16 protein-coding genes and 6 pseudogenes are annotated in these 22,576 nt (G+C 67.8%); 10 read left to right on the top strand and 12 right to left on the bottom strand.

Going from position 1 to position 22,576, the window contains the following annotated elements:
* The first annotated feature begins 141 nt into the window (after positions 1-141).
* The 3 genes and pseudogenes from ACFZDJ_RS13250 (at position 142) to ACFZDJ_RS13240 (ending at position 2,129) form a co-directional block, all read left to right on the top strand.
* A complete protein-coding gene (locus tag ACFZDJ_RS13250) occupies positions 142-888 on the top strand; it encodes an SDR family oxidoreductase (RefSeq protein ID WP_391058513.1) in 747 nt (248 codons plus the stop codon).
* 122 nt (positions 889-1,010) lie between these two features.
* Positions 1,011-1,145: pseudogene (locus ACFZDJ_RS13245) on the top strand (IS5/IS1182 family transposase); the annotation flags it as partial.
* A complete protein-coding gene (locus ACFZDJ_RS13240) occupies positions 1,143-2,129 on the top strand; it encodes a DUF1932 domain-containing protein (protein ID WP_391059145.1) in 987 nt (328 codons plus the stop codon). The pseudogene ACFZDJ_RS13245 and the gene ACFZDJ_RS13240, both read left to right, overlap by 3 nt.
* A 164-nt stretch (positions 2,130-2,293) precedes the next feature.
* Here ACFZDJ_RS13240 and ACFZDJ_RS13235 read toward each other — a convergent pair.
* The 3 pseudogenes from ACFZDJ_RS13235 to ACFZDJ_RS13225 form a co-directional block, all read right to left on the bottom strand.
* Positions 2,294-2,473 (bottom strand): annotated as a pseudogene (locus ACFZDJ_RS13235) (transposase); the annotation flags it as partial.
* Positions 2,474-2,541: 68 nt separating this feature from the next.
* Positions 2,542-3,242 (bottom strand): annotated as a pseudogene (locus ACFZDJ_RS13230) (transposase); the annotation flags it as partial.
* A pseudogene (locus ACFZDJ_RS13225) lies at positions 3,239-3,529 on the bottom strand (carboxypeptidase-like regulatory domain-containing protein); the annotation flags it as partial. The pseudogenes ACFZDJ_RS13230 and ACFZDJ_RS13225, both read right to left, overlap by 4 nt.
* A gap of 37 nt (positions 3,530-3,566) precedes the next feature.
* Between ACFZDJ_RS13225 and ACFZDJ_RS13220 the strand changes: the two are divergent.
* Positions 3,567-3,987: pseudogene (locus tag ACFZDJ_RS13220) on the top strand (collagen binding domain-containing protein); the annotation flags it as partial.
* 149 nt (positions 3,988-4,136) lie between these two features.
* Here the strand turns inward: ACFZDJ_RS13220 and ACFZDJ_RS13215 are convergent.
* Together ACFZDJ_RS13215 and ACFZDJ_RS13210 are read right to left on the bottom strand one after the other, a co-directional pair.
* A complete protein-coding gene (locus tag ACFZDJ_RS13215; RefSeq protein ID WP_391058510.1) occupies positions 4,137-5,321 on the bottom strand; it encodes a cytochrome P450 in 1,185 nt (394 codons plus the stop codon).
* Between the two features lie 442 nt (positions 5,322-5,763).
* Positions 5,764-6,720: a LysR family transcriptional regulator gene (locus ACFZDJ_RS13210; RefSeq protein ID WP_391058507.1), complete on the bottom strand. Its 957-nt coding sequence runs from the start codon at positions 6,718-6,720 to the stop codon at positions 5,764-5,766.
* A gap of 235 nt (positions 6,721-6,955) precedes the next feature.
* On the opposite strand from ACFZDJ_RS13210, the gene ACFZDJ_RS13205 reads away from it, so the two are divergent.
* From ACFZDJ_RS13205 to ACFZDJ_RS13185, 5 genes are all read left to right on the top strand, one after another.
* Positions 6,956-8,137 carry a cytochrome P450 gene (locus tag ACFZDJ_RS13205; protein WP_391058504.1) on the top strand — a complete coding sequence of 394 codons (1,182 nt, stop codon included), beginning with the start codon at positions 6,956-6,958 and terminating at the stop codon, positions 8,135-8,137.
* Positions 8,138-8,152: 15 nt separating this feature from the next.
* A complete protein-coding gene (locus ACFZDJ_RS13200; protein WP_391058501.1) occupies positions 8,153-8,347 on the top strand; it encodes a ferredoxin in 195 nt (64 codons plus the stop codon).
* A complete protein-coding gene (locus ACFZDJ_RS13195; protein WP_391058498.1) occupies positions 8,347-9,480 on the top strand; it encodes an FAD-dependent oxidoreductase in 1,134 nt (377 codons plus the stop codon). The genes ACFZDJ_RS13200 and ACFZDJ_RS13195 overlap by 1 nt, the downstream gene beginning before the upstream one ends.
* 893 nt (positions 9,481-10,373) lie before the next feature.
* Positions 10,374-11,627, top strand: a complete 1,254-nt coding sequence (locus tag ACFZDJ_RS13190) for an IS256 family transposase (RefSeq protein WP_391058495.1) — start codon at positions 10,374-10,376, stop codon at positions 11,625-11,627.
* Between the two features lie 15 nt (positions 11,628-11,642).
* Complete coding sequence (locus ACFZDJ_RS13185; protein WP_391058493.1) at positions 11,643-11,969, top strand: hypothetical protein; 327 nt, start codon at positions 11,643-11,645, stop codon at positions 11,967-11,969.
* Between the two features lie 233 nt (positions 11,970-12,202).
* On the opposite strand, the gene ACFZDJ_RS13180 is transcribed toward ACFZDJ_RS13185, so the two are convergent.
* Positions 12,203-12,682, bottom strand: coding sequence for an RICIN domain-containing protein (locus ACFZDJ_RS13180; protein ID WP_391058490.1), 480 nt, complete (start codon positions 12,680-12,682; stop codon positions 12,203-12,205).
* 225 nt (positions 12,683-12,907) lie between these two features.
* Between ACFZDJ_RS13180 and ACFZDJ_RS13175 the strand changes: the two genes are divergently transcribed.
* Entirely contained in the window at positions 12,908-13,195 is a 288-nt protein-coding gene (locus ACFZDJ_RS13175) for a DUF4440 domain-containing protein (RefSeq protein WP_391059143.1), read from the top strand.
* 177 nt (positions 13,196-13,372) lie between these two features.
* On the opposite strand, the gene ACFZDJ_RS13170 is transcribed toward ACFZDJ_RS13175, so the two are convergent.
* The 6 genes and pseudogenes from ACFZDJ_RS13170 to ACFZDJ_RS13145 form a co-directional block, all read right to left on the bottom strand.
* Positions 13,373-17,002, bottom strand: coding sequence for a family 78 glycoside hydrolase catalytic domain (locus ACFZDJ_RS13170; RefSeq protein ID WP_391058488.1), 3,630 nt, complete (start codon positions 17,000-17,002; stop codon positions 13,373-13,375).
* Between the two features lie 218 nt (positions 17,003-17,220).
* Entirely contained in the window at positions 17,221-17,964 is a 744-nt protein-coding gene (locus tag ACFZDJ_RS13165) for an EthD domain-containing protein (protein WP_391058485.1), read from the bottom strand.
* Between the two features lie 51 nt (positions 17,965-18,015).
* A complete protein-coding gene (locus ACFZDJ_RS13160; RefSeq protein ID WP_391058481.1) occupies positions 18,016-19,071 on the bottom strand; it encodes an iron-containing alcohol dehydrogenase in 1,056 nt (351 codons plus the stop codon).
* Positions 19,068-19,842: pseudogene (locus ACFZDJ_RS13155) on the bottom strand (dioxygenase). The gene ACFZDJ_RS13160 and the pseudogene ACFZDJ_RS13155 overlap by 4 nt, the downstream one beginning before the upstream one ends.
* 9 nt (positions 19,843-19,851) lie before the next feature.
* Positions 19,852-20,946 carry a serine aminopeptidase domain-containing protein gene (locus ACFZDJ_RS13150; RefSeq protein ID WP_391058478.1) on the bottom strand — a complete coding sequence of 365 codons (1,095 nt, stop codon included), beginning with the start codon at positions 20,944-20,946 and terminating at the stop codon, positions 19,852-19,854.
* Positions 20,943-22,499: a bifunctional 3-(3-hydroxy-phenyl)propionate/3-hydroxycinnamic acid hydroxylase gene (locus ACFZDJ_RS13145; RefSeq protein ID WP_391058475.1), complete on the bottom strand. Its 1,557-nt coding sequence runs from the start codon at positions 22,497-22,499 to the stop codon at positions 20,943-20,945. The genes ACFZDJ_RS13150 and ACFZDJ_RS13145 overlap by 4 nt, the downstream gene beginning before the upstream one ends.
* Between the last annotated feature and the right edge of the window lie 77 nt (positions 22,500-22,576).

Here is a 22,576-nt window from a genome sequence, read left to right as displayed (position 1 = left end):
GGTAGGAATGACCCCCGCCCAGCTCAACGGTCATGTTCATTAGACGAACAATCCGCCGCTGTTCCGCCGTCTCGAAGCGCACCATCCCTGGAGGACGGCCTTGTCGCGGCCGCCCGGAAGCACCGGAAGGAGCAGTGACCCATGACTGGGAAGCTGACGGGCAGGACCGCCGTCGTGACCGGGGGCAGTACGGGCATCGGGCAGGAGATCGCCCGCAGGCTCGCGGCGGAGGGAGCGGACATCGCGGTCGCGGACATCGATCCGGCCGACGAGACGCGGGACCTCGTCGCGGAGACCGGTCAGCGATTCTTCAGCGACAAGGTCGACGTCTCGGACGAGGACGCGATCCACGGGTTCGCCGCCCGGGTCCGACGTGAGCTCGGCGCCGCCGACATCCTGGTGAACAACGCGGCGGTCGTCCTGCTGGCCGATTTCGACCACGTGACCTTCGACGAATGGCGTCGCACCTTCGCCGTCAACGTGGACGGCCCCTTCCTGGCCTCCAGGGCGTTCCTGCCCGACCTGAAGGAGTCCGGGTCGGGACGGATCATCAACATCACGTCCTCGAGCTACTGGACTCCGCCGCCTCCGTTCGTCTCCTATGTCTCCGCCAAGGGCGCGCTGAACGGGTTCACCTCTGTCCTGGCCGCCAACCTCGCCGCTCACGACATCACCGTCAACGGCGTCGCGGCGAGCCTGGTCCGCACGGCCACGGCGGCGGAGAAGACGAGCGAGTTCTTCTTCGAGCAGACCGTGCAAATGCAGAACATCAAGCGTGTGCAGATGCCGGCCGACGTCTCGGGCGTCGTGGCGTTCCTCGCCTCCGACGACGCCTCGTTCATCACGGGACAGATCATTGTCGCGGACGGCGGAAGCACGCGGCGCTGAGTAGGTGATCTTGGATGCACTCCTCGTGTTTCATCCCAGGATGCGCCGTTCTACTCCGTTCGCTTCGCGGGCCTGATGCATGCACCTGGGCCTGGCCGGCGGCACCCGGTACTCCAGGAGACATGGCTGAGCGTCGTCACTATCCCAGCGATTTATCCGATGCCCGCTGGGAGTTGGTCGAACCGATCCTGCCCGCCTGGCGGGCCGAACGCCGCGGCCGTGGACCGCGTCCAGGAGACTGCGCAGGTCATGGTTTGGCGGGCGGCCGATGTCCAGATAGTGCCAGGGGATCCCGGTGCGGTTCATGTAGGGGATCCAGCCTCTCCCCGCCGCGCACCACACCGTCGACGACATCACCGACGCCATCAAATTCCTGCTCAACGAAACCCCGGAGTAGCACTGTGAACCAGCCCACCGTCGGCATCCTCCACCCCGGCAGCATGGGCGCCGCAGTCGCAGCGTGCGCCGCGACCAACTCCACCGCGGTCCTGTGGAGCACGGACGGGCGCAGCCCGGCCAGCAGGGCCCGGGCAGAGCGGTTCGGCCTGGAGCCGGTGCCCACGCTGCATGAGCTGTTGGACCGCTGCGACGTCGTGATCAGCCTGTGCCCGCCGGCCGCGGCCGAGGACCTGGCCCGCGAAGTCGCCGAGCACGCGTACGCAGGCCTGTACCTGGAAGCGAACGCCATCAACCCCGAACGCGCCGTACGCATCGCCGGGCTGCTCGGACCGATGACGACCGTCGTCGACGGTGGCGTCGTCGGCGCCCCACCCGTAAAGGGCGAGACACCGACGCTGTACCTGTCCGGCGCGGCCGGCGCGACCGAGCGAGTCGAGGCACTCTTCGCCGGGACCGCGGTCCGTACGAAGGTGTTGGGCACCGGCATCGGGCAGGCGTCTGCTCTGAAACTCGCGTACGCAAGCTTCCAGAAGACCTCGCGCGTGCTGGTGGCGCTCGCGATCGGGTTGGCGCGCGAGCACGGCGTGGACCAGGAGCTCATCGACGTCGCCTCCCGGCGCACAACCTCGCACCTCGCCGAACCCGAGTACATCGTCATGACGGCGGCACGCGCCTGGAGATGGGGACCGGAACTTGAGGAAGCCGCCGACATGCTTGCGGCTGCTGGCCTCCCCTCGGAGATGCTGCGCGCGGCCGCGTCGACCCTGGCGCGGTGGCACGACGCAAAGGACGACGGCGAGCTCACGCTTACCGACGCCCTCAACCAGCTCGCCAAGCCGTAGCCCATGGTCATGCCGGCGCCGCTCCTGCCTGCTGCACCAGCAACTGGTCGATGAGCCGAGCCGACTCCCGCGGCGACGTCGCCGCAGAGCCCCCGCCAGGTGTGAAGGCCCACACACAGTGAGGCGCTTGGAGGGGGCAGATCAGTGGTCATTGCAATCGGCGCACTGCCGTACGGCAGCCGCGAGGCCATGGCCTGGATGGACTTGCGGCGACCGTCCATAATCAGTCCCCGCAGGTAACAGTCGCTCTTGGCCCACTGTTCCTTGCGCGGCACCGAGGCGAACACATCCGCCACGAATAACGCCAACGTCGCCCGAACACGATTGACTTCATGTGCGTCCACACACTCCGCATGCTCCTGAACACGGTCAACTGACAGACCCGACGGAGTCCTACTAATGGTGTTTGTCGAGCCGTCAGGGCGATGGGGGGAGTGTGTTGGTAGCACCGTCCATCGCGCAGGAGAGGCCAGACGACGGTGACACGGCGGCGGGCGAGGGCGAGGACGGCTTGAGTGTGACGCTCGCCTCGGCGCGCTTGCGGTCGTAATAGCGGCGCGACTCTTCGCGGTAGCGGATGCTGAACAACGCAGAGGTGCAGAAGACGCGCTGGAGGCGCGGTTGTATCGCTGGGGATGTCGCAGATTCCCGCTGATCTTGCCCGAGTCGCGGGGAACGGGCGCGACACCCCCGAAGCCGGCAAGGCGGTCAGGGGTGCCGAAGGCAGCCATGTCGCCGCCGGTGGCAGCTAGGAACTCTGCACCGAGGATGGCACCCAGGCCGGGCATGCTGGTGATCACTTCGAAGCTCTGGTGGTCGCGAAATCGGGCCTCGATGAGCTTGTCGACCTCGGCGATGTGCTGGTTGAGGACCATCACCTCCTTCGCCAGCGTGTGCACCAGCTCGGCGGTCAGCTTCTCCCCAAGAAGGCTCGGGTTCTGGCGCTCGGCGGCCTCGACAGCGGTTTCGGCAAGCCGGTCAGCGCGGGGTGACCTTGCGGTTGCGCAGCCACGTCTCCAGCCGTTTGGCGCCGATCCGGCGGAGGACTGCAGGAGTCTGATAACCCGTCAGCAAGGTCAGCGGGCCTGTGTTGGCGAGGTCTAGGCTCTTTTGGTCGACCTGACCGTGCCGACCAGGCCGCTGGTGGCGGAGAGCAGGATGTCGTACGAGACCGGCTCGCCGCCGACCACGACCGTGGACGCCTGCGGCTGGTAGCCCTCGGCAGAAGCGATGAGTACGTAGCTTCCCGCGCCCGGCGCGTCCACCGCGTAGGCACCGTCCGCGTGGGCCACCATGCGGCTCACCTGCCGCCCGCCCAGCGAGATCAGGGTGATGACCGCCCGCGGCATGGGTGCCGACTCGACGCCGATGACGTGCCCGCTGACCGGGACGCCGGTGGAGGACCGGACGGCGGCCGCAGCCTGGACGCCTGGCCTCGGGAAGCCGGTCGATGGCGCCATGGTGGTCGCGGCCGACGTGCTCGCCGGCGGCTCTCCGACACAGACGGCACCTTCGGCTTCGCCGAGCTGGTGCCCGGTCAGCTGACCCTGGCGGTGACCGCGGCCGGCTACCGGCCGATCGCGCTGCCTGTCGAGATCGCCGCGCAGGGCGTCACCAGGACCGAGCTCGAACTCTCCCTCGGCCTGCACGTGCGGGGCTTGGTCCAAGCCGCGGGCCGGCCGCTGAACGACGCGCGGGTCACGCTCATCGACACGGCGGCAACGTGGTGGCCACCGCGACCACCCGCGAGGACGGCGGCTATGCCTTCACCGACCTCGACGGCGGCGAGTACACGGTCACGGCGGCCGGCTACCCGCCGAAGGCCACCCATCTGACCGTGCACGGCCCGGCGGTGAACAACCCCGGACCCGGTGAAGCCGGGACCGGTGGCGATGGCCTGCCTCCACCGGTCCCGGCTTCACCACGAAAGTCCCTCCGGCTCGGACCCGGCCTCAGCGAGGTCGGGTACCTGAGCGTCCGGGACACTCTGGGAGACGGTACGGTCCCTCAGGACCAGTACAGACGAAGCGGCAAGGACTGCAGATGCCTGACGCTGAGGATGCGCTGGTAGTCGAGCCGCTCCGGTGGGACCGTCAACTCGAAGCGTCGCACCGTGCCCAGCAGCACCTCCAGGGCGACGCGCACCTCCAGGCGGGCGAGGGCGTGTCCCAGGCATGTGTGCGCTCCCCGGCCGAACGCGAAGTGCGAGTGCGGCGAGACACGATCGAGGTCCAGTTCATCGGGCCGTTCGACCAGCTTCGGGTCACGGTTGCCGGCTCCGAAACCCACCAGGAGGCGGGCGCCGGCCGGAATCGGGCTGCCGCCGAGTTCGGTGTCACGGGTCGCGGTCCGGAACAGCCCCTGAACAGGCGATTCCAGGCGCAGTGACTCCTCGACGAACGGCGCCAGCCGCGACGGCTCCCGCCGCAACCGGTCGGCCAGCCGCACATCCTCGGCCAGGAACCTGGTGCTGCTGCTGATGGCATCGGCGGTCGTCACGTTGCCGGCGAACAGCAACTCGATGACGAACCGCATGGCGTCCTCCGCGCCGATCTCAGAGGCTGCGATCGTGTGCAGGATGGTGGTCTCCTGCTCCACGCCGGCCGCGGCCTCCAACGCCGGCGCCAGGAGCGCACCGAACTCCTCACAGGCCCGCGCGAAGCCGACCGGGTCGGGGGCGTCTCCGAGGACGGAAAGCACCTTCTCCGACAGCCGCCGCATCGCAGCGGTGTCCGCTTCCTCGACGCCCAGCACCGTGGCGATGGCAGCGATGGGCAGCTTCACGGCGAAGTCAGCCACGAAATCGACCTCGTCCCGCCCGCGCAGGCCCTCGATCAGCTCCGCGCCCATCGCCCGGATCTCCGGCTCGAAGCGGGCGACCCGGCCGGACGTGAACGCCCTGGCCGCCAACCGCCTGCGCCGGCTGTGTTCCGGCGCATCCGTGTCGACCAGGTAGAACCCGGGCCCCGTCGGCTCACCCCCCGGCTCGGCCGGCGGAAGACCAATGGTGTCGCGCGACGAGAACGTCTCGACGTCACGCAGCACCGTGTCGACGTCCTCGGCCCGAGTGACCATGAAGGCTCCCGCCTCCTCGACGAAGGTCACGCCTCGCTCTCGCAGTTCGGTGTACAGCGGATAAGGGCAGTACGAGGCCTCGGGCTCGACCTGGATATTCCTGTCATGGCTGGACATGGCTTGCTCCCTGTCCGTTCAGCGGCTCACTGACCTGGGGAAGACCTGACCGGCCATGCTGCAGGGACGCCGCTCGCGTCGACAGGAGCGGCACCGTTGAATGAACAACGCCTGTGCCGCCCGACATCGACTTCCAGCCACCCATGCCCGCGAGCTGTGAGCAAGCAGCCGTAACCGCTCCCCTGATGTAATGCTCCATGCCCGGGACGCGTCCCTCGTTCGCCCAGAACCCCGATTGACTGCGGAACCCGGGCGGACCACTTGGGCCGGAACGACGACGTGACCGGCGACCGCATCGCGACGCATGCCCGAGACGCTGTTGCAGAACCTGCGGGACGGCCTGAACCGTGTCGGCCGCGCGGGACCAGAGGCCATTACTCACTCTGGGTGCAGAGCCTTGGTGCGACGTCGTCCGCCCAAGTCTCGGCGCCAAGACCCCACGTCAGTTCGCGGTGCGCTCCATCGGCCGGCCCGTCTCCCAGTTCCAGCTGGTCATGTCGAATGTCTCCACGACAGTACGGAAGGTGTCACGCAACCAGCGGTGCGCCTGGTCATTGTCATGCCGTGGCAGCCAAAGCATCGCTTCTGTCACAGGTGCCAGGTCAACCGGCGGATCAAGGAGCCGAATGTCGACCTGCGCGGCGGCGTACTGCGCCAGATGCTCGGGGAGCAAAGTCAGCAGCGAGGTTCCGCGGATGAGGAAGGGAGCGAGAACGCAGCTGGCCACGATGACCTGGTTGGTCTTGATGCCGAGATTCTCCAGCTGCACGTCGCCGTAGGCGGCTCTGTTGGCGATCGTTGTCGCGAGGAAGGGTCGTGAGGTCAGATCCGAAGGCGCCAACCCCACGTCGAAGTGCGAAGACATCCCGTCGGTCACGGCAACATAGCGATCGCGAAACAGCGCCACGCGTCTGAACCGCTCGGCGCTTGGCAGCGTCTCGAGCGGATGGATGAGCAGATCCACCTCGCGAAGCCACAGCTGATCGGACGCGTCAGAGCTGACCGGGAAGAGCTTCAAGGACACGTGCGGGGCTTCGCGCGAAAGCTGATCGAGGAGCGGGTAGAGGTAGATCAGCGTCACATAGTCGGTCGCCATGATCGAGAACGTCCTGTGCGTCGTCCGGGGGTCGAACGGACGACTGCTGTTGACAACCTGATCGACCTGGGCGAGAGCTTCGCGCAGGGGGCCGAGAATGGACTCGGCGAAGGGTGTCGCCTGCAGTTGTCGACCTTCGCGTACGAGGAGAGGGTCATCGAAGAGGCGACGCAGACGGCCAAGCGTTGAGCTCATGGCCGACTGGCCGACCGACAGGCGCGCGGCAGCCCGAGTCACGTTTCGTTCCGCCAGGAGAGCGTCGAGCGCGACCAGCAGATTCAAGTCGATGCGGCTGAGATCCATAGCCAACCCTTCATCCGTTGTGACGCGCTCGCGTTGGGGCGCGGTGGGCGACCGGTTCATCAACCTTCGGCGCCGACCATTGATGTCGTCAATGACTGGCAGTCAAAAGAATCTGCTGCACTCCGCTTTCGGAGCACGAGGCCTGGGCGGTTAACTCACCCCGGCACCTACTGTGGCTGTGATCACATCGCTGTCCCCGGCCGCATTCGAGCGTTGTCTGAGGAGACCCACTGCCATGAGCGAACCTCGCGTCCAGAGCGATGTCGATCTATTCAGTCCGGACGTCGTTGCCGATCCTTTCCCTGTGCTTGCCGAACTCCGGGAGAAGTCTGCGGCGGTGTACATGTCGAAGTACGAGTTCTGGCTCCTCTCCCGGTATGAAGACGTGCGGGAGGCCACGGGCGATTGGGAAGCATTCACCTCTGCGCGCGGTGTCGCTCTGCGACAGGACTTCAATGACTTCCTCAAGGGCGGCGTTCTGGCCAACGACCCACCGGAACACGACCGCCTGCGAGCAATCCTGTCGGACAAGCTGGCGCCACGAGCACTCAAGGACGTTCGCAACGAGATTCAGGCATACGCCGCAGCCGTGGCCGCCGAACACACTGCGAAGGGGAGCTTCGACGGTTACAAGGACATCGCCGCGGTCTATCCCATCAATGTCATCTCGGACTTGATCGGCCTCCCCGTCGAAGATCGGGAGAAGTTCCATCCAGGAGCAGACGCGACCTTTGCCGGCTTCGGGCCGATCACTCAGTACCTCCAGGAACACTTCCAGGAGATGGTGACCTACCAGCAGTGGATTCCCACCATGGCGGACCGCAGCAAGCTCACCCCGGGAAAATGGGGCGACGTCATGATGGACGCGGTCGACGAAGGCCGAATCGGGCTCGATGACGCAGTGGCGAGCCTTAACGCCTACCTGACCGCGGGCATGGACACGACTGTCAATGCATTGAGCGCGACCTTTGCCCTCTTCGCGGAGCGTCCCGAGATCTGGAGCGCGGTGCGCGAGGACCGGGGATTGCTGCGACAGGTCCTTGAGGAGGTCCTGCGTCTGGAGAGCCCAGTCACCGGATTCTTCAGAATCGCGACGCAGGACATCCAGATCGGCGGGACGCCGATCCCGGCCGGCGGGAGGGTCATGCTGCACTGGGCGGCGGCGAACCGCGACCCGCGGCACTACCCGGATCCGGACACGTTCGACCTCCATCGAAACCCTCTCGACCACCTCGCATTCGGGTATGGAGCTCACGGCTGCCCAGGACGCGGCATTGCGATCCTTGAGATGACGGCGCTCTTCGAGGCGTTCATCCCTCTCGTCGAGGCATTCGAACTCTCCGGGCCAATTGTCCGCGGAAAGAACCCCGTCGTCCGAAGCCTCGATGCAGTCCCGCTGACCGTCAAGGCGAACTAGCCAAGAGGACAAGGAATGAAAATCGAGATCAAACTTCCCACGTGTGAGGGCTACGGGCTGTGCGCCGAGACGGCACCCGAAGTCTATGAGTTGGACGATGAGGGCTACGTGCGTCTCAAGGTTGAAGAACCGATCAGTCCCGAGCTTGAACAACTCGCGGGTGCGGGCGCCCGTGTCTGTCCTGTCGCCGCACTCGCGGTTCGGGACTAATGCGCCGGATCGTCATCGTTGGTGGCTCAATTGCCGCCGTAACCGCTGCTGGGGCGCTTCGGGCCCAAGGCTGGGACGGTGAACTCACCGTCATCTCCAAAGAACATGAAGATCCGTACTCGAGGGTTCCGCTGTCGAAAGGGATACTCGCCGGCACGAGTGATCCGCAGAGTGCCGCGTTGTCCAAGCTACCAGACGACGTGGTGCTGATCCGTGGCGCGTCTGCTACTGGCCTGGACGTCTCCAACCGCACGGTAAGTCTCAGCGATGGACGCGCGGTCGTATTCGACGGCACGGTCATCGCAACCGGATCCCACGCGCGACGATTGGCGCAGCGCGGCCAGCGAGGCGAGTTCGTTCTTCGGACGCTGGCAGATGCCAGAGATATTTGTACGCGCCTTCTCAATGTCAAGTGCGTAATCGTCGTGGGCTCGGGCTTCCTTGCAATGGAGGTGGCTTCGACGCTGATCTCCCGCGGCGTTCGCGTTTCCCTCATTGCCCAGACATTGCCGCAACAGCGACAGCTCGGTGAATGGCTTGCAGGCCTCGTCACCCGCCGGGCAGTGGCCTGTGGCCTCGAGGTCATCGTGTCTCCCAACGGCGCGACCCTGGTCGGGGATCCTGTTCACGGCGTGAGCGTCGATGGGCGAGGCGTCATGAACGCCGACCTCGTCGTTACCGCTGTCGGCGACATACCCGCTGTCGAATGGCTCACGACGTCGCGGCTACCGGTTCAGAACGGACTGGTCGTGGACGAGCGCTGCCGCACCGCAGCCGCATGGGTGACCGCGGCCGGAGACGTGACGGTCCGAAGGAGCACCGACGGTACGTATGCGCGGCTCCCTCACTGGACGAATGCCATCGTGCAAGCGAAGACAGCAGCCTGCAGTCTTCTCGACGCCGACAGCGCGGCCTATGAGGACCAGCACTACTTCTGGACTGAACAGTTCGGCGTCGACCTCAAGATCGCCGGCACGATTCCCAGGTCCGGGGAACCACGGGTCCTGGCCGGCGACCCGCATTCCGGTCCCGCGCTCTTGCAGTGGGCTGACCACGACAGACCGGTAGCCGCCGCCGCACTCAACTACCGCATCCCCGTTGCCAAGTTGCGGAAGCTTGCCACGGAGGGATAGCGGTCGCTGGGCCCTGTCTCTCAGTCCGCTTGTTCTCCCCGACCCTCCCCGAACCCCCAGACGAACATGTGGAAAGCGTGCTGGGGGCAACCCCTCACGAGTTCGATTCTCGTCTCCGTCAGTCCGTCACCGGGCACGATGTCGAAGGGCCCTTGCGGTGGGCCCCTTCGTCGTTGTCCGTCTCATTGGGCGATTAACGCCGGGTTCAGTCCGAGACAGGCCCCTTTGCTGCGCGCCGGGAAGGCCGCGATCCAGGCTCGACCCGGCGGACGAGACGGCCACCAGCCGTCACCGACAAGCGTTGGCACACCTTCACCCTCTCTGCGCCAAGATCCGGACCATACACGGACCAGCTCCCGCCAACGCTCTACAAACCCCGCATTCGCTGAGGCCGGCGCCATACGTACGATGTACCACCAAGCAGACGAAGAACGTTCTTGTTTCATACAGTCCGAAGAAACTTGGGTTCTTCTAGAGCCTCAAGTCGGCTGCCTGGGGGCGCCGTTACCCTCCAGGCAGTCCGACACCGGAGACACTCTGGGTAAGCAACAGACTGCCTCAGGTCGATGGTCAACCTGCACGAGGACTGTCCCCGGACCAGACTCCCTCCCGGGGTGAGGCAGGCGACAACCCTCTGACACGTGTGGTGGCACGACCTAGCGGGACCGCTCAGGCTCTGCAGCACGCTCCGCGGGCGTGGGAACACGCTTCGAGCCCGGCCGCTTTCATCACATGGTCTCCATGACCATCGTGCTGGCGGCCGTGTGCCGAGCAATGCTCAGGACTTGTGGATCAGCCCTGGGAGGGACGCAGAGGGCGTACCTTCCCGAATGATCCTGTGATGGTCACCGAGTAGGCCCGCGTTCGCAGCGCGGGTCGGGAAGGCACGCCCGATGCTCAGCGTAGTGAACGCCGATGGTTCGACCGAGTCCGACTCCCTGATCGACGAGATTGTGCGCGAGGGCGCCCGCCGGATGCTCGCCGCCGCGCTGGAGGCCGAAGTCAACCACTACATAGCCGAGTTGGCCGCCGAGACGGACGCGGCCGGGCGGCGCAGGGTGGTCCGCAACGGCCACCACCGGCCCCGCACCGTGACCACCGCAGCAGGTCCCGTCGAGGTCACGGCCCCGCGCGTGAACGACCAGCGGGTCGATGTGGCCACCGGCGAGCGGATACGGTTCTCCTCCAAGATCCTGCCGCCCTGGTGCCGCACGTCGCCCAAGGTCAGCGAGGTGCTGCCGCTGCTCTACCTGCACGGACTGTCCTCGGGGGACTTCGTGCCCGCTCTGGAGCAGTTCCTCGGCTCGGCGGCCGGCCTGTCGCCGGCCACGGTGACCCGCCTGACCAGTCAGTGGCAGGACGACCACGCCGCCTTCCAGCAGCGCGACCTCGCGGACAACGATTACGTGTACGTGTGGGCGGACGGTGTGCACCCTAAGGTGCGGCTCGGGCAGGCGCACTCCTGTGTCCTGGTGCTGATGGGTGTGCGCCTGGACGGCACCAAGGAACTGATTGCGCCGGCCGAGGGGCTGCGTGAGTCGACCGAGTCGTGGGCCGACCTGCTGCGCGACTGCCGCAGGCGCGGCATGCGCGATCCCGAGCTGGTCGTCGGCGACAGCGCAATGGGGCTGTGGAAGGCCCTGGCCGAGGTGTTCCCGGCTGCCCGCCACCAGCGGTGCTGGGTCCACAAGGCCCGCAATGTCACGAACGCCCTGCCGAAGTCCGCACAGCCAGGCGCGACGAAGGCGATGCAGGAGATCTACAACGCCGAGGACCGCGCGCACGCCGCGAAGGCCATCGAGGCGTTCGCAAAGACCTACGGCGCCAAGTTCCCCAAGGCCATCGCGAAGATCACCGACGACGCCGAGGAACTGCTGGCGTTCTACGACTTCCCGGCCGAGCACTGGATCCACCTGCGGACCACGAACCCGATTGAGTCGACCTTCTCCACGGTCAAGCTCCACACCAAGGTCACCCGCGGCGCCGGCAGCCCGGCCGCAGCCCTCGCGATGGTGTTCAAGCTCGTCGAGTCCGCCCAGGCCCGCTGGCGCGCGGTCACCGGCGCCCACCTCGTCCCGCTCGTCCGCGCCGGCGCCCGCTTCGAACACGGACTGCTGGTGGAACGCGACGAGACCCTCGCAGCCTGAGGAGCACACCCCATCATGACCGCCTTCGACACGTACGGCACGAGCACCCACACCGCCAAGCAGCTTGCCGACCTGCTGGCCGATCGCCTTGGCGCAGTCTTCGTCGAACGGGACAGCGACTACCTGGGCATCTACCTGCTCGCCACCCTCAACGACGCCACTCGCATCCAGGTCCAGCCGAACGCCCTACCCGGCGACGACGGCGACAACGACCTCTACGACGAGCAGCACCCCGAGCTGCCCGTGCTCCTCCTGGTCACCGCCCCGGGTCCAGACCCCGCCCTCCACGACCAACTCGCAGGCATCGAAGGACTCGCCAGACTCACCCCAACGCGAAGCTGAAGTCAGAACTCAACCACAGGCATTGACGATTGCTCGCCTCGTCGCCGGGCGGTGAGCGTGACACTCACCGCCCGGCGCGATGCCCGCGACCGCGTCGGGGATCTGCGCGTGTCGAAGTGCCTGCCTGTCAGTTGTTCCGGGATCCGCCGGTCAAGCTTTCGGCTGTGCGGTGCTCCTGCGTGCCCGGAACCGGCAGCCCCAGATGTGGCTACTCGACCTGGGTACGGTGGGACCTACCAATTCCAGTACCAGTTCTGGTAGTTACCGCCGTTGCAGCCGAGGGTGTAGACGTTACCGGCGTAGTTGCTGTCCAGGCATCGACCGGTTTGGGCGTTTACGATCCGGTCTCCGCTGGTGTACCAGTTCTGGTAGTTGCCGCCGTTGCAGCCGAGCGGGTAGACACTGCCAGCAGTGTTGCTGTCCAGGCAGACGTTCGTGTTTTGGTTCCGGATCCGGAAGCGGCCGGAGCCCACGTTGGATACCACCCAGATCTGGTTGCCGTACCCGGTCGATCCAGCGTCCTTGAGCGCGTAGATGGCCGTCCCGTTGGTGTCGAGGTAGAGGCCGGTCTGTTCGCTGTTGACCCGGTGGATGCCATCACCGATCGCCGACGCGGGGGAAACGGTTAAGGCGATCAGGGCTGTGACAGTGGCGCCGAGCGTCGCGATGGCACGGAGGGTGCGCAGAGGGTGTCTGCCGGACTTGTGACTCATCCTGTACTCCTAGGGGTGAGGAGCTGTGGAAACCCTTCCGCCCGTCCGTGTGCGGCCGGTACTCCCCACCCGGACGAACAGGAGGCCAACGGGACCAGAAACGGGGACCCATCTGCCGACGTAGGCGCTATCGACGGGCGTACAGAGGGCGAACGTAGGGTGCGGGCCCCTGCGTGGTCGTGAGGCACCCATTTGACGATCGCGTGAACTCCTGGCCGTCCCCCGCTGATCGCTCCCGATGCCGTCTACTGGTTCTCCGACGGATCGCACCGGGGTCGCGAAGCTGTCCTCTCCGCCATCGCCGAGACCTTCGCCACCATCCGCGACGACATCTACCAGATCGACGCCCTGGAGTGGATCACCCACAGCAATGGCCGCGCGGTTTGCCGCTACCGGTTCACCTGGACCGGAACCGTCGACGGCCAGCCGCGATCAGGAACCGGCTGCGGCGCCAACGTGCTCGTCAACAACGCCGGAGCCTGGCAGTTGCTTCACGGACACCTCAGCGCATAACCAGGCGGCAGGACCGATCCACAGGAATTGACAATTACTCGACGCCGGCCAGGCGGGCCACCTGTTCCTGCGTGATTCCGGAGGGTTGGCGCCGACGGGGTCTGTCGTGCAACCGACCGCATGCGCACCGCGCCGAGAGCGACAACTTGGCACGGTGCGTTGCTCTGCCGGGTCAGGTCACCCGGCATTGAAGCGGAAGGACCCTGCACGGGCACGGTAGACCTTGTAGGCCGCGCCGCCGGAGACGTCCTCGCGGACGAAGGCGACGCCCCGGGGCGCGGTAACGGGCTTCTCTTGGGTGGGGACCCAGATCTCGGCCTCGGTGTTGTACGGGACGGCCACCGCAAGGGCAATTATGCCGTCTGGGCGGCGGCGCCATTCCGAGAACACCGTGCCGCGCGCAGTGTCGATCGAGGCGCTGACGTGGTCGAGGGTGGCCGGTGCCAAGTCAGTGTCCTCGGTGCCCTTCGGGACCCGGCTGTTCACCGCGGACGAGGGGATGTAAGGGCGGATACGCAGCGTCTCGTAGGCGGTCCAGGTCGGCTTGATGCCGGCCAGGCTCTGGTAGAACCAGGTCGCCACGTTGGAACGATAATGGTGGTCGACCGAGAGCCGGTCGGTCCACTGCTCCCAAAGCGAAGTGGCGCCCTTGGCGATCTGGTAGACGTAGCCGGGGATTCCGGTCTGCGTAACAGCCTTCAACGCGACATCCGTGTAGCCGTACTCGCTGAGGATGTTGAACTCGTAGCGCGAGCCGTACATGTCGTTCTGGATGTGCTGGTCCGCGGCTACGATCCGGTCGGCCAGCAACTTCGCGAGAGCCTTCTTGTTCTCCGCCAGCTTCTTCGTTCCGGAGAGGAAGCGGGGGTCGTCGGACTTCAGGTCCGAACCGGGGACCAGGTCGAAGGCGATGGCGAGTGCGTTCTCGCTGGAGACGCTGCCCTGGGTGAAGTAGCCCAGGGAGGGGTCCCAGTAGTTCGCGATGAACGCCTTGCGGAGCCTGCGTGCCAACTTCGCGTAGTGGGCGGCGCGTTCGGTGCGGCCCAGCTTGTGGCCCACCTCGTCCATGTAGTCGCAGAAGTGGATGTAGAACGCGAGGCTGATCACGGCGTTGCTGCCGGGTGCCTCGGCTCCTGAGTAGGCGCCGAGAGACGCCTCGAACTTGTAGTCGTTGTCGGCGGTGAACAGCGTCTCGTAGTACTTCAGAAGCGTGTCCTGGTGCTCGTACAGCTCGGCGAACAGGGTGCTGTTGCCGTAGTAGGTGTACAGCTCCCTCGGAATGACGAAGTACGCCGAGTCCCAGGCGGGCACAGCCTTCCACGCGGCGTTCCAGCCGGGGGTGTGGTCGTAGCCGTAGCCGCCCTTGGCGATGGGGACGAACATGGGGAGCTGGCCGGTGGAGATCTGTGTGTCGGGGAAGTGGCGCAGGTAGTTGGTGAGTACGGCGTTGACGTCCCAGGTCAGCGACTCGGACTCGGAGCTTGCCATGGCGTCGCCTGTCCAGCCGTTCTTCTCCCGGGAGGGGGTGTCGGTGGGTTTCTGGACGAGGTTGTTCTGTTCGGCCCATTCCAGGTTGCGCTGGAGGCGGTTGAGGAGGGCGTTGTCGGTGGTGAAGGTGCCGGTGCGGGCGAAGCCGGTGCGGGCTACGCCGACGGTCAGTACGTTCGCGTCGCGGTGGAGATCGGGGGCTCGGCCGAGGACGGCCTCAAGGTTCATCACTTCCAGGTAGCGGAAGCCGAAGTGGCTGAACTGCTGTTCCCAAGTCTGCGTCGGCCGCTTGCCGAGGGTGTAGTAGTGCGTCTGGAGGTTGGCGTCGTGCTGGAAGTTCTCCTCCTCGACGGAGAGGGGGGAGCCGGTCGTGCCGTCACCGCTGACGATGCGGTTCCCGCCGCGGATGCGCAGGGTGAGACCCTCCTTGTCGGAGCGTATGCCGGTGAGTTGTAGGTGGACGAGGCCCGTCAGGATCTGGCCGTAGTCCAGGACCCAGGTCCCCGAGCCGGGCGCCGTCTCGGTGATCGAGACCGGGCGCAGCGTCTGGTTGACCAGCACGGGCTCCGCCTCATGGGCGCGCAGGACGGCGGGCTTGAAGCCGTCCGGGATGGTCGTGGCGGGGAGCGCGCCATGGTACTTGGGCGAAGGGTCGGAGCAACTGCCGGGCGGGATCAGGACGGTGGCCGGGCGCCAGTCGCGGCCGGTGCGGTAGCCGGGCGAGCGCCACTCCCCCAGCCGGTCCGCTCGCCGGGCGTCGTACTTCTCGCCCGAGTAGACGGAGTCGAACGTCGTGGGCCCGTCCGTGCTGAGCCAGTCCCGGTCAGTGACGAGTGTGGTGCGGGAGCCGTCGGCGTAGGTAACGACGAGCTTCGCGCGCAGGCGGGGCTGGCCGACGTAGGGGGCGAGTTGCCAGTACCACTCCTGGGGTGTGGTGACGCCGTACCAGCCGCGACCCAGTTCGGCGGCGAGTACGTTCCGCCCGCCTGCCTCCAGTTGGGCGGTGACGTCGAAGGTGTCGTAGAGGACCGTGCGGTCGTAGGTGCTCTGGTCGGTCAGCAGGCGGGGCACGTTGGTGCGGTCCCGGGCCGCACGCCTGCCGTCGACGGTGATCGGGGCGCCGTTGACGGTGAAGGTCACGTTGCCGGCAGCACTCAGGTGCAGACGGGCCTTCGCGATACGGCGGCCTCGGGGCAGGGTGAACGCGCGGCGCAGCACCGGGGCCGGGTTGGCGATCGGCAGCACACTGTTCTTGGACGGGATGTAGGGGTTCTTCGGCGGGAAGGTCAGACCGGCGAGGGTGCCGATGCCGTTCTCGAACGGGTTGGCGCCCGTGGTCAGGTCGACGGAGAAGTCGCGGGCACCGGTTCCGGTCACCTCGACGCTGCGGACGGTGGCGGAAGTGCCGCCGCCGAAGCCGAAGCTTCCGTGGCGGCGGATCTGGTCCCCGGTGAGCGTACGGCTGTCGACCAGGACGCCGTTGACGGTGATGGTCACGGTGAGCCCGCCGACGGCCACCGCCACCGTGTGGTCGCGGGTGGCCCAGGTCTCCTTGGTCAGCCCGGTTGAGGCGGGGAGGGCGACCGTGCCGACCGGGACGCTGCGGGTGCCCGCGGTAGTGGGGTTGGTCTCGCTCTGGGGGTCGTAGTGGTCGACGCCCCCGTTCGGCTCGGACGTGCCGTCGTCTACCCAGGTGTTACCGGCGTAGTGGCTGGTCCGCATCACCAGCTGCATGTCGTCGCCGCTCTGCCGGATGGTCCAGTCGAGGCCCTCGCCCCAGGTCTTGCCGACGGGTTCGGCGCGCAGCAGCAGGGCCAGCCCGCCGGCGGCGTCGGGACCGCCGCGGAAGACGACGGTCGCGGTCAGGTCCTTCCAGTCGTGGTCCTGCGCCTCACGGCCGCCGATCCACCGCGCGCCCGCCCAGTCCTTCTCACCCTTCAGCAAGCCGGTCTCCCATGTCGCCGGTTCGCTCCAGGGGCCGGGTGCGCCCTTCTCGTCCCAGATCCGCACCTGCCAGAAGTACGCCTGCTCCGACCTCAACGCCCCTCCCCCGTAGGCCACTTCGGTGGAGTTCGAACTCGCCACCTTGCCGCTGCGCCAGACGTCCGCCCTGCCCGGCCCGGTGCCGACCTGGATCTCGTACGCGGTCTGCCTGGCCACCGGGGGCAGCCAGCTGAACGCCGGCGCGGTCTCCGTGCCCAGGGGCCGGGTCCGGGAGCTGACCTGCAGCCTCGCGGATACGGCAGCGTGTCCGCCGGACGCCCAGGCGTTCGGCGCGGTGGCCGGCTGGAGCGAGGCCCCGGCTGCCGCGGCCGTCATGATGCCGAGCATGTGTCGGCGGCTCAACGCACTTCTGTTCTCCTCGGCCACGGCTCGTATTCCTTTCGTAAGCGCACCGCGCTGGAACAGGGGTGTCCCTCCCCCGTCAGGTACTGAAACGATTCAATACCTTCCAAGCGGAAAGCTTACGAACAATCTCGACCGGAGCACAACGGTCTGAGTCGGTGGCTCATGCAGCGATACCGCCGTCGGGCAGGTCATCGAAGATCACGACTTCCCGAGTGACGAGGAAGAAGGACAGCGAGGGCCGAAGGAGCGCCCCGTGCTTCTCCGCGCGGTCGGTCAAGGCCTGCTGACAGGCGCGGAAGCCGGTCAGGGCGTCCGCCTCGTCGAACCAGAGGGCGGAGTAGGCGTCGTACGCGGGCTGTTCCGATGCGCTTCCGAAGTACGCGGATGCCGTCCCCGGGAAGGGGCGTGTTCCACTGGTGGCCGCGCAGGTACCGGGCGGGCCCGGACGAGTCGGCGAGCACCTCCTCGTAAGCCCGTCGCAGGCCTTTCCGGAAGGCCTCCGGCGTGATCCCGTCGGCGGCCTTGAGGAAGTGGAGGACCTTCACCCTGCCGTCGCCGGGTCGGGGTGCCTCTGCCTCGCTCTCTTCGACGAGCAGGCTGAGCGCGGACGGCTGGTCGCTGAAGTTGACCGCGTCGGGGCCGATGACCTCGCGCGCGTACGGGTCGAAGGTTCGTCCCATGGAGGCGAGGTCGTCGAAGTACAGCTCGGTCACGGAGTCACGGGGCAGTGTCGCCTGGTAGCCCGTGTCCCCGAGCATGCCGTAGGCGCCGTCCAGGACGTGGTTCTGGACGTACTTGCGCACGGTGAGTCTGTCGGCGAGGGCTATCCCGCCGTGCACCTTCTCGACGTACTCGACGTACTCGGCGTACTCGGCGTACTCGGCGTGCGTAATACCGGGGCGTCGCCGTACGGCGGCCACCAACTTGATCATTTCCTTCTCCTGGCGTGGGCGATGTGCGGGAGTTGTCCGTGGGGTTCAAGGTCAGGGCGCGAGGGTTCCCTTCAGGGCATCCGTGAGGAGGGCGCGGAGGGCTTGGGCGGTGACCGGTCGCGGGTTGGCGTAGGGCCGGGCCTGTGCCTGGGCGATGATCTCGTCGAAGTCGCCCTCGGTGACGCCGAGTTCGGCGAGGGAACGGGGAACACCGAGTCCGGCGGATGCTCGCGCGAGATGCTTCGCCACGTCGTCCGTGGCCAGCGCACGGAGCAGGGCCTGCCCGGCGGCCGGCGCCGCGGGGAGGTTGAAGGCGGCGGTGTACGGAAGGACGACCGCGTGTACGGTGGCGTGCGGGAGGTCGAAGGTGCCGCCGAGGATGTGGCACAGCTTGTGGTGCAGCGACATGGTCGTCGCCCCCAGGCACGCCCCGCACAGCCAGGCTCCGCGCAGCGCGTCGGTGCGGGCCCCCATGTCGGCGGGGTCGGTGGCGATGACCGGTAGGGCGGTGGCCAGCGAGCGCACCCCCTCCTCCGCCATGAGGGACACGATCGGCGAGGCGTCGGGCGCGTACTGGGCTTCCACGGCATGGGCGATGGCGTTGAACCCGCTGGTGACCGACACGTCGGCGGGGAGGCCGACGGTGAGTTCGGGGTCGTAGACCACGCTGCGGGGCAGGACGGCCCGGTCACGACCGGTGCGTTTGCGCCCGTTCTCGGTGAGTCCCCACACGGTGGTCATCTCCGAGCCCGAGTAGGTCGTCGGCACGCTGATCACGGGCAGGCCGGACGTCAGGGCGACCGCCTTGGCCAGACCGACGGTGGAGCCGCCGCCGACGGCCAGGCAGCCGTCCGCGCCGGCCTCGCGCGCGGCGTCGCGGGCCGCTTCGGCCATCTCGACCGGTACGTGCATCCGGGCTTCGGTGAAGAGACCGGCACTCGCTTCGTCCAACAGGGTGGCCGCGTGCTCGGCGAGAGCGCGCTGACCGGGGGTGGACAGCACCAGCAGCCGCCGTAGGCCCAACCACCTTACCTCCAGGGGTAGTTGGCGCAGGCTGCCGGCACCGAAGACCACCCGCATCGGCAGGGCCTCGTAGGCGAAGGTCATCCCGTCGTCTCCGCTTGCGGAGCCAGGACGATGTCGAACTCGGCGTGGGTGAAAGGCACGGTCACGCCAAGGCGTTCGGCGTCCCGCGCGTCGTACGACTCGGTGAAGTCGGTGATCAGACCCCGCTTGACCGCGAAGACGGCGTCCGAATCGACGTAGGGGCTGCCCGCGACGAACACATGCGTGGTGACCGGACGGTGGTGCTCGGCGCTCGCGATGAAATGGACATGGGCGGGCCGGTAGGGGTGCCGGCCGGCGGCTTCGAGCAAGCGGCCGACCGGGCCGTCGGTGGGGATCGGGTAAGGGGAGGGGACGACGGTACGGAACCAGTAACGGCCCTCGCCATCCGTGCGGAACAGCCCGCGTCCGTTGCCCGGCGGCTGTACGTCGGGCTGCTGCACGTCGTAGAAACCGTCCTCCGAGCACTGCCACACGTCGAGTTCGGTGTTCGGCGGCGAGGACGCGGCCGGAGACCACGCAGGGGCGGCCGGTGCCGAGGAGGTCGATGGAGTCGCCGAGTTCGCGGCGGGGCGACTCGGTCATGTGGAAGGGACCGAGGACGGTGCTCGCGGTCCCTTCCACAGACCCGTTCAGGGTCTCGGTGAGGAAATCGCTCGCGGCCTCCCACTCCTCGATCGTGGGTTCGATGTCCCGCACGAAGTCGTGCAGGTGACGGGTCAGGCTCTCCATGACCTGCCGCAGCCGCCGGTCCTTGGTCTCCCGGAAGCTCTCCACCACCGCGTCGGTGGCGGTCTCGACCGTGAAGTCCACTTGGTCTCCCTAACTCTTCGGGGCGGCCCGGGCGGTGAGGTGGTCGGCGAACCAGTCACCGGTCAGCGCGTCGCGTTCGGCGGCGTGGTTGTAGAGGGTGTGCTCACCGTCGGGCCAGATCCGCACCGTGGAGGTCGCTGGGTCGGCCGCGTGGAGGAACGGCTCCTGGTCCTCGTAGGTGGCGAGGGGGTCGCGGCCCCCGTGCAGCAGGAGCAGCGGGCAGCGGATGCGGTCCTTGTCCGGATCGAAGCGCAGACCGTCCATGACCTCGGCCACCCGGCCCAGGTCGTCCGTACCGACCACGGCGGCCATCTGCTCGCGGGCGGTGCGGAATTCAGGGACGGTCGGAACCGCCGGAGCACCGTTGACGACCACCGCGGCGACGCGCGGATCCGCGGCGGCCAGATGGGCGGCGAACAGGCCGCCGAAGCTGACGCCCTGGACGCCGATGGCGCCGCCGAGGCGGGGATCGGCCTCGACCAGGTCGACGAAGCGGGCGAAGCCGTCGGTGACGCGTTCGTCGACGTACAGCCCGTGGCGCAGCCGTGACTCGCCCTGGCCGGGCCCTTCCGCGAGCAGACAGGCCAGGCCGCGCGCGGTGTAGGCGTCGGCGACCGGCAGATACGCCGCGCCCCAGCCGCTGAGCCCGCCCCACACGATCACTGTGGCGCGGGGCGGGCCGGCAGGCAGGCACAGCCACCCGCCGAGGATGCCGTCGCGGTGCGGGATCTCCACGCGCTCCACGTCGGGTACGAGGGCGGCGGTCACGGCCGTGTGCCGGGCGTAGAGCTCCCGCTTCTCCGCGGTGTCGGTCTGGTACGCCATCTGCGCGAACATCAGGGCCGCGGCTGCGTATCGGCGCGCCTGTCGGGCGGTGACGTCGTGGCCGCTCGTCTCGGCGAGGCGGGCACGCTCCAGTTGGGTGTCGGCGAGTATCGCTGCCGCGTCCTGCCACGGGAGTCCGACGCCGGCACCGGTGAGCAGCCGGCGGGCGTCCGCATGGTCCATGCCACAGTCGATGAGCCGGGTGAAGGGCATGGCCCTGTGCTGAGCCGCTATCAGCGGAGGCAGCGCGTCCCCCGCCCCGGGATCCCCGGTCGTCATACGGCGGCTCCGACCGTTCCGGAGAGCGCGGCGTCGAGATCGTCGACCAGCGCGGCCAGGTCCGTGCGGTCGTTCGCCGTACCGAACAGCACGAAGTCGGGACGCGCCAAGTAGGCGACGGCGCCGAGCAGTTGGAGGTACTCCTGGTGCCGGCCGTCGAGGTCGTCGACCGTGTCGAGGGCGACCACGGCGCAGCCCAGGCGCTCCAGCCGGGCGAGCCGCTCGGGGCCGAGGGCGGTGGCGGGGTCCTCGGCGGCGACCAGGGTGAAGCCGTATCCGGTCAGGTCGTCGAACCGTCCGGTGCGTCCGTCGGCCAGACGGATGCGGCCCTGCGGAGTGAGGGTGCCGACCGGCGCGTCCGTACCCTGGCGCAGCACTCCCTGGGTAAGGGACGGGAACGGGGGCGGCGGAGGCACCTTGCCCGCGAAGAACGCCGCGTCCCTGGCGGTCGCGGCCCCGGCGTCGTGCGTGTTGGCTACCTTGCCGAGGCCGATCGCAGCATGGGTGATGGCGGTGACGTGCGGGCGGCGCTCGCTCTCGTAGGTGTCCAGCAGGGTGTCGGGCGCCCGGTCGCCGAGGACGAGGTGGAGTTTCCAGGCGAGGTTGGTGGCGTCCCGCAGGCCGCTGCACGCGCCCTGACCGAGGTAGGGGGGCATGGTGTGGGCGGCGTCACCGGCCAGGAAGACCCTCCCGGTGCGCCAGCGGTTGGCGATGCGCGCCTCGAAGCCGTAGACCAGCTGACGGGTGATCCGTACGTCGTCCGGGCCCAGACCGTGGTACTCGCGCAGGAGCCGCCAGGCGGTCTCCGGGGTGGTCATCTGCTCGCGGGTCTCGCCGGGCAGCAGGGCGAACTCGAAGCGCTGGCGGGTGCTGCCGATGTTGATGGTCATGTGCCCGCGCGCGGGGTCGCAGTACTGGGTGCCGTACGCGAATTCCGGAGGTTGGGGGCGCAGCCACTCGGTGTCGATGTTGACCCACTGCTCGTTGAACCCGAGATCCTCGCGGTCCACGCCGAGCAGTTCCCGTACCCCGCTGCGGCTGCCGTCCGCGGCGATCACATAGCGGGCCCGGACCTCGTCGTGCGGGCCGTCCGCACAGCTTGTCTCGGCGTTCCAGCCGCCCAGGCGGAGGGTGACACCGTCGTCGTCCTGGTCGAGGCCGGTGACCGCCCAGCCCTGGCGGACGTCGACCGAGCGGTAACCGCGCAACCGCTTGTCCATAGCCTGCTCCACGTCCGGCTGGTACATGGAGATGTGATCCGGATATCCCATCGGGCCGGCAGGGTTCGCCGGGATGCGCACGAGCGTCTCGTCCTTGCCGTTGACCCACAGGTACTCGCACGGGGACGAGTCCCGCAGCGCCTCGTCGACGTCAGCCGCCGCCTGGACGGTACGTGCGGTCTCGTCGTCGATGTGGGTGAGCCGGGGCAGCCCGTAGAGAGCCGGCCAGCGCTCACAGACCACCACCCGGTGGCCGAGCCGACCGAGCAGGGACGCCGCGGCAAGTCCGGTCGGACCATAGCCGACAACGGCAATGTCGTAACGCGGAGCCATCGGACACCTCCAGAGACAGCCCCGCGCCGTTGCGAGGGGTCGTGGTGGATGGGAGAGGGGGACGGCTCGACCGTGCG

It is taken from the genome of Streptomyces sp. NPDC007896 (genome assembly GCF_042959425.1).
Classification (GTDB): Bacteria; Actinomycetota; Actinomycetes; order Streptomycetales; family Streptomycetaceae; genus Streptomyces.
Note: the sequence above shows the minus strand (reverse complement) of the source record. Positions and strands in the feature narration are given on the sequence as shown.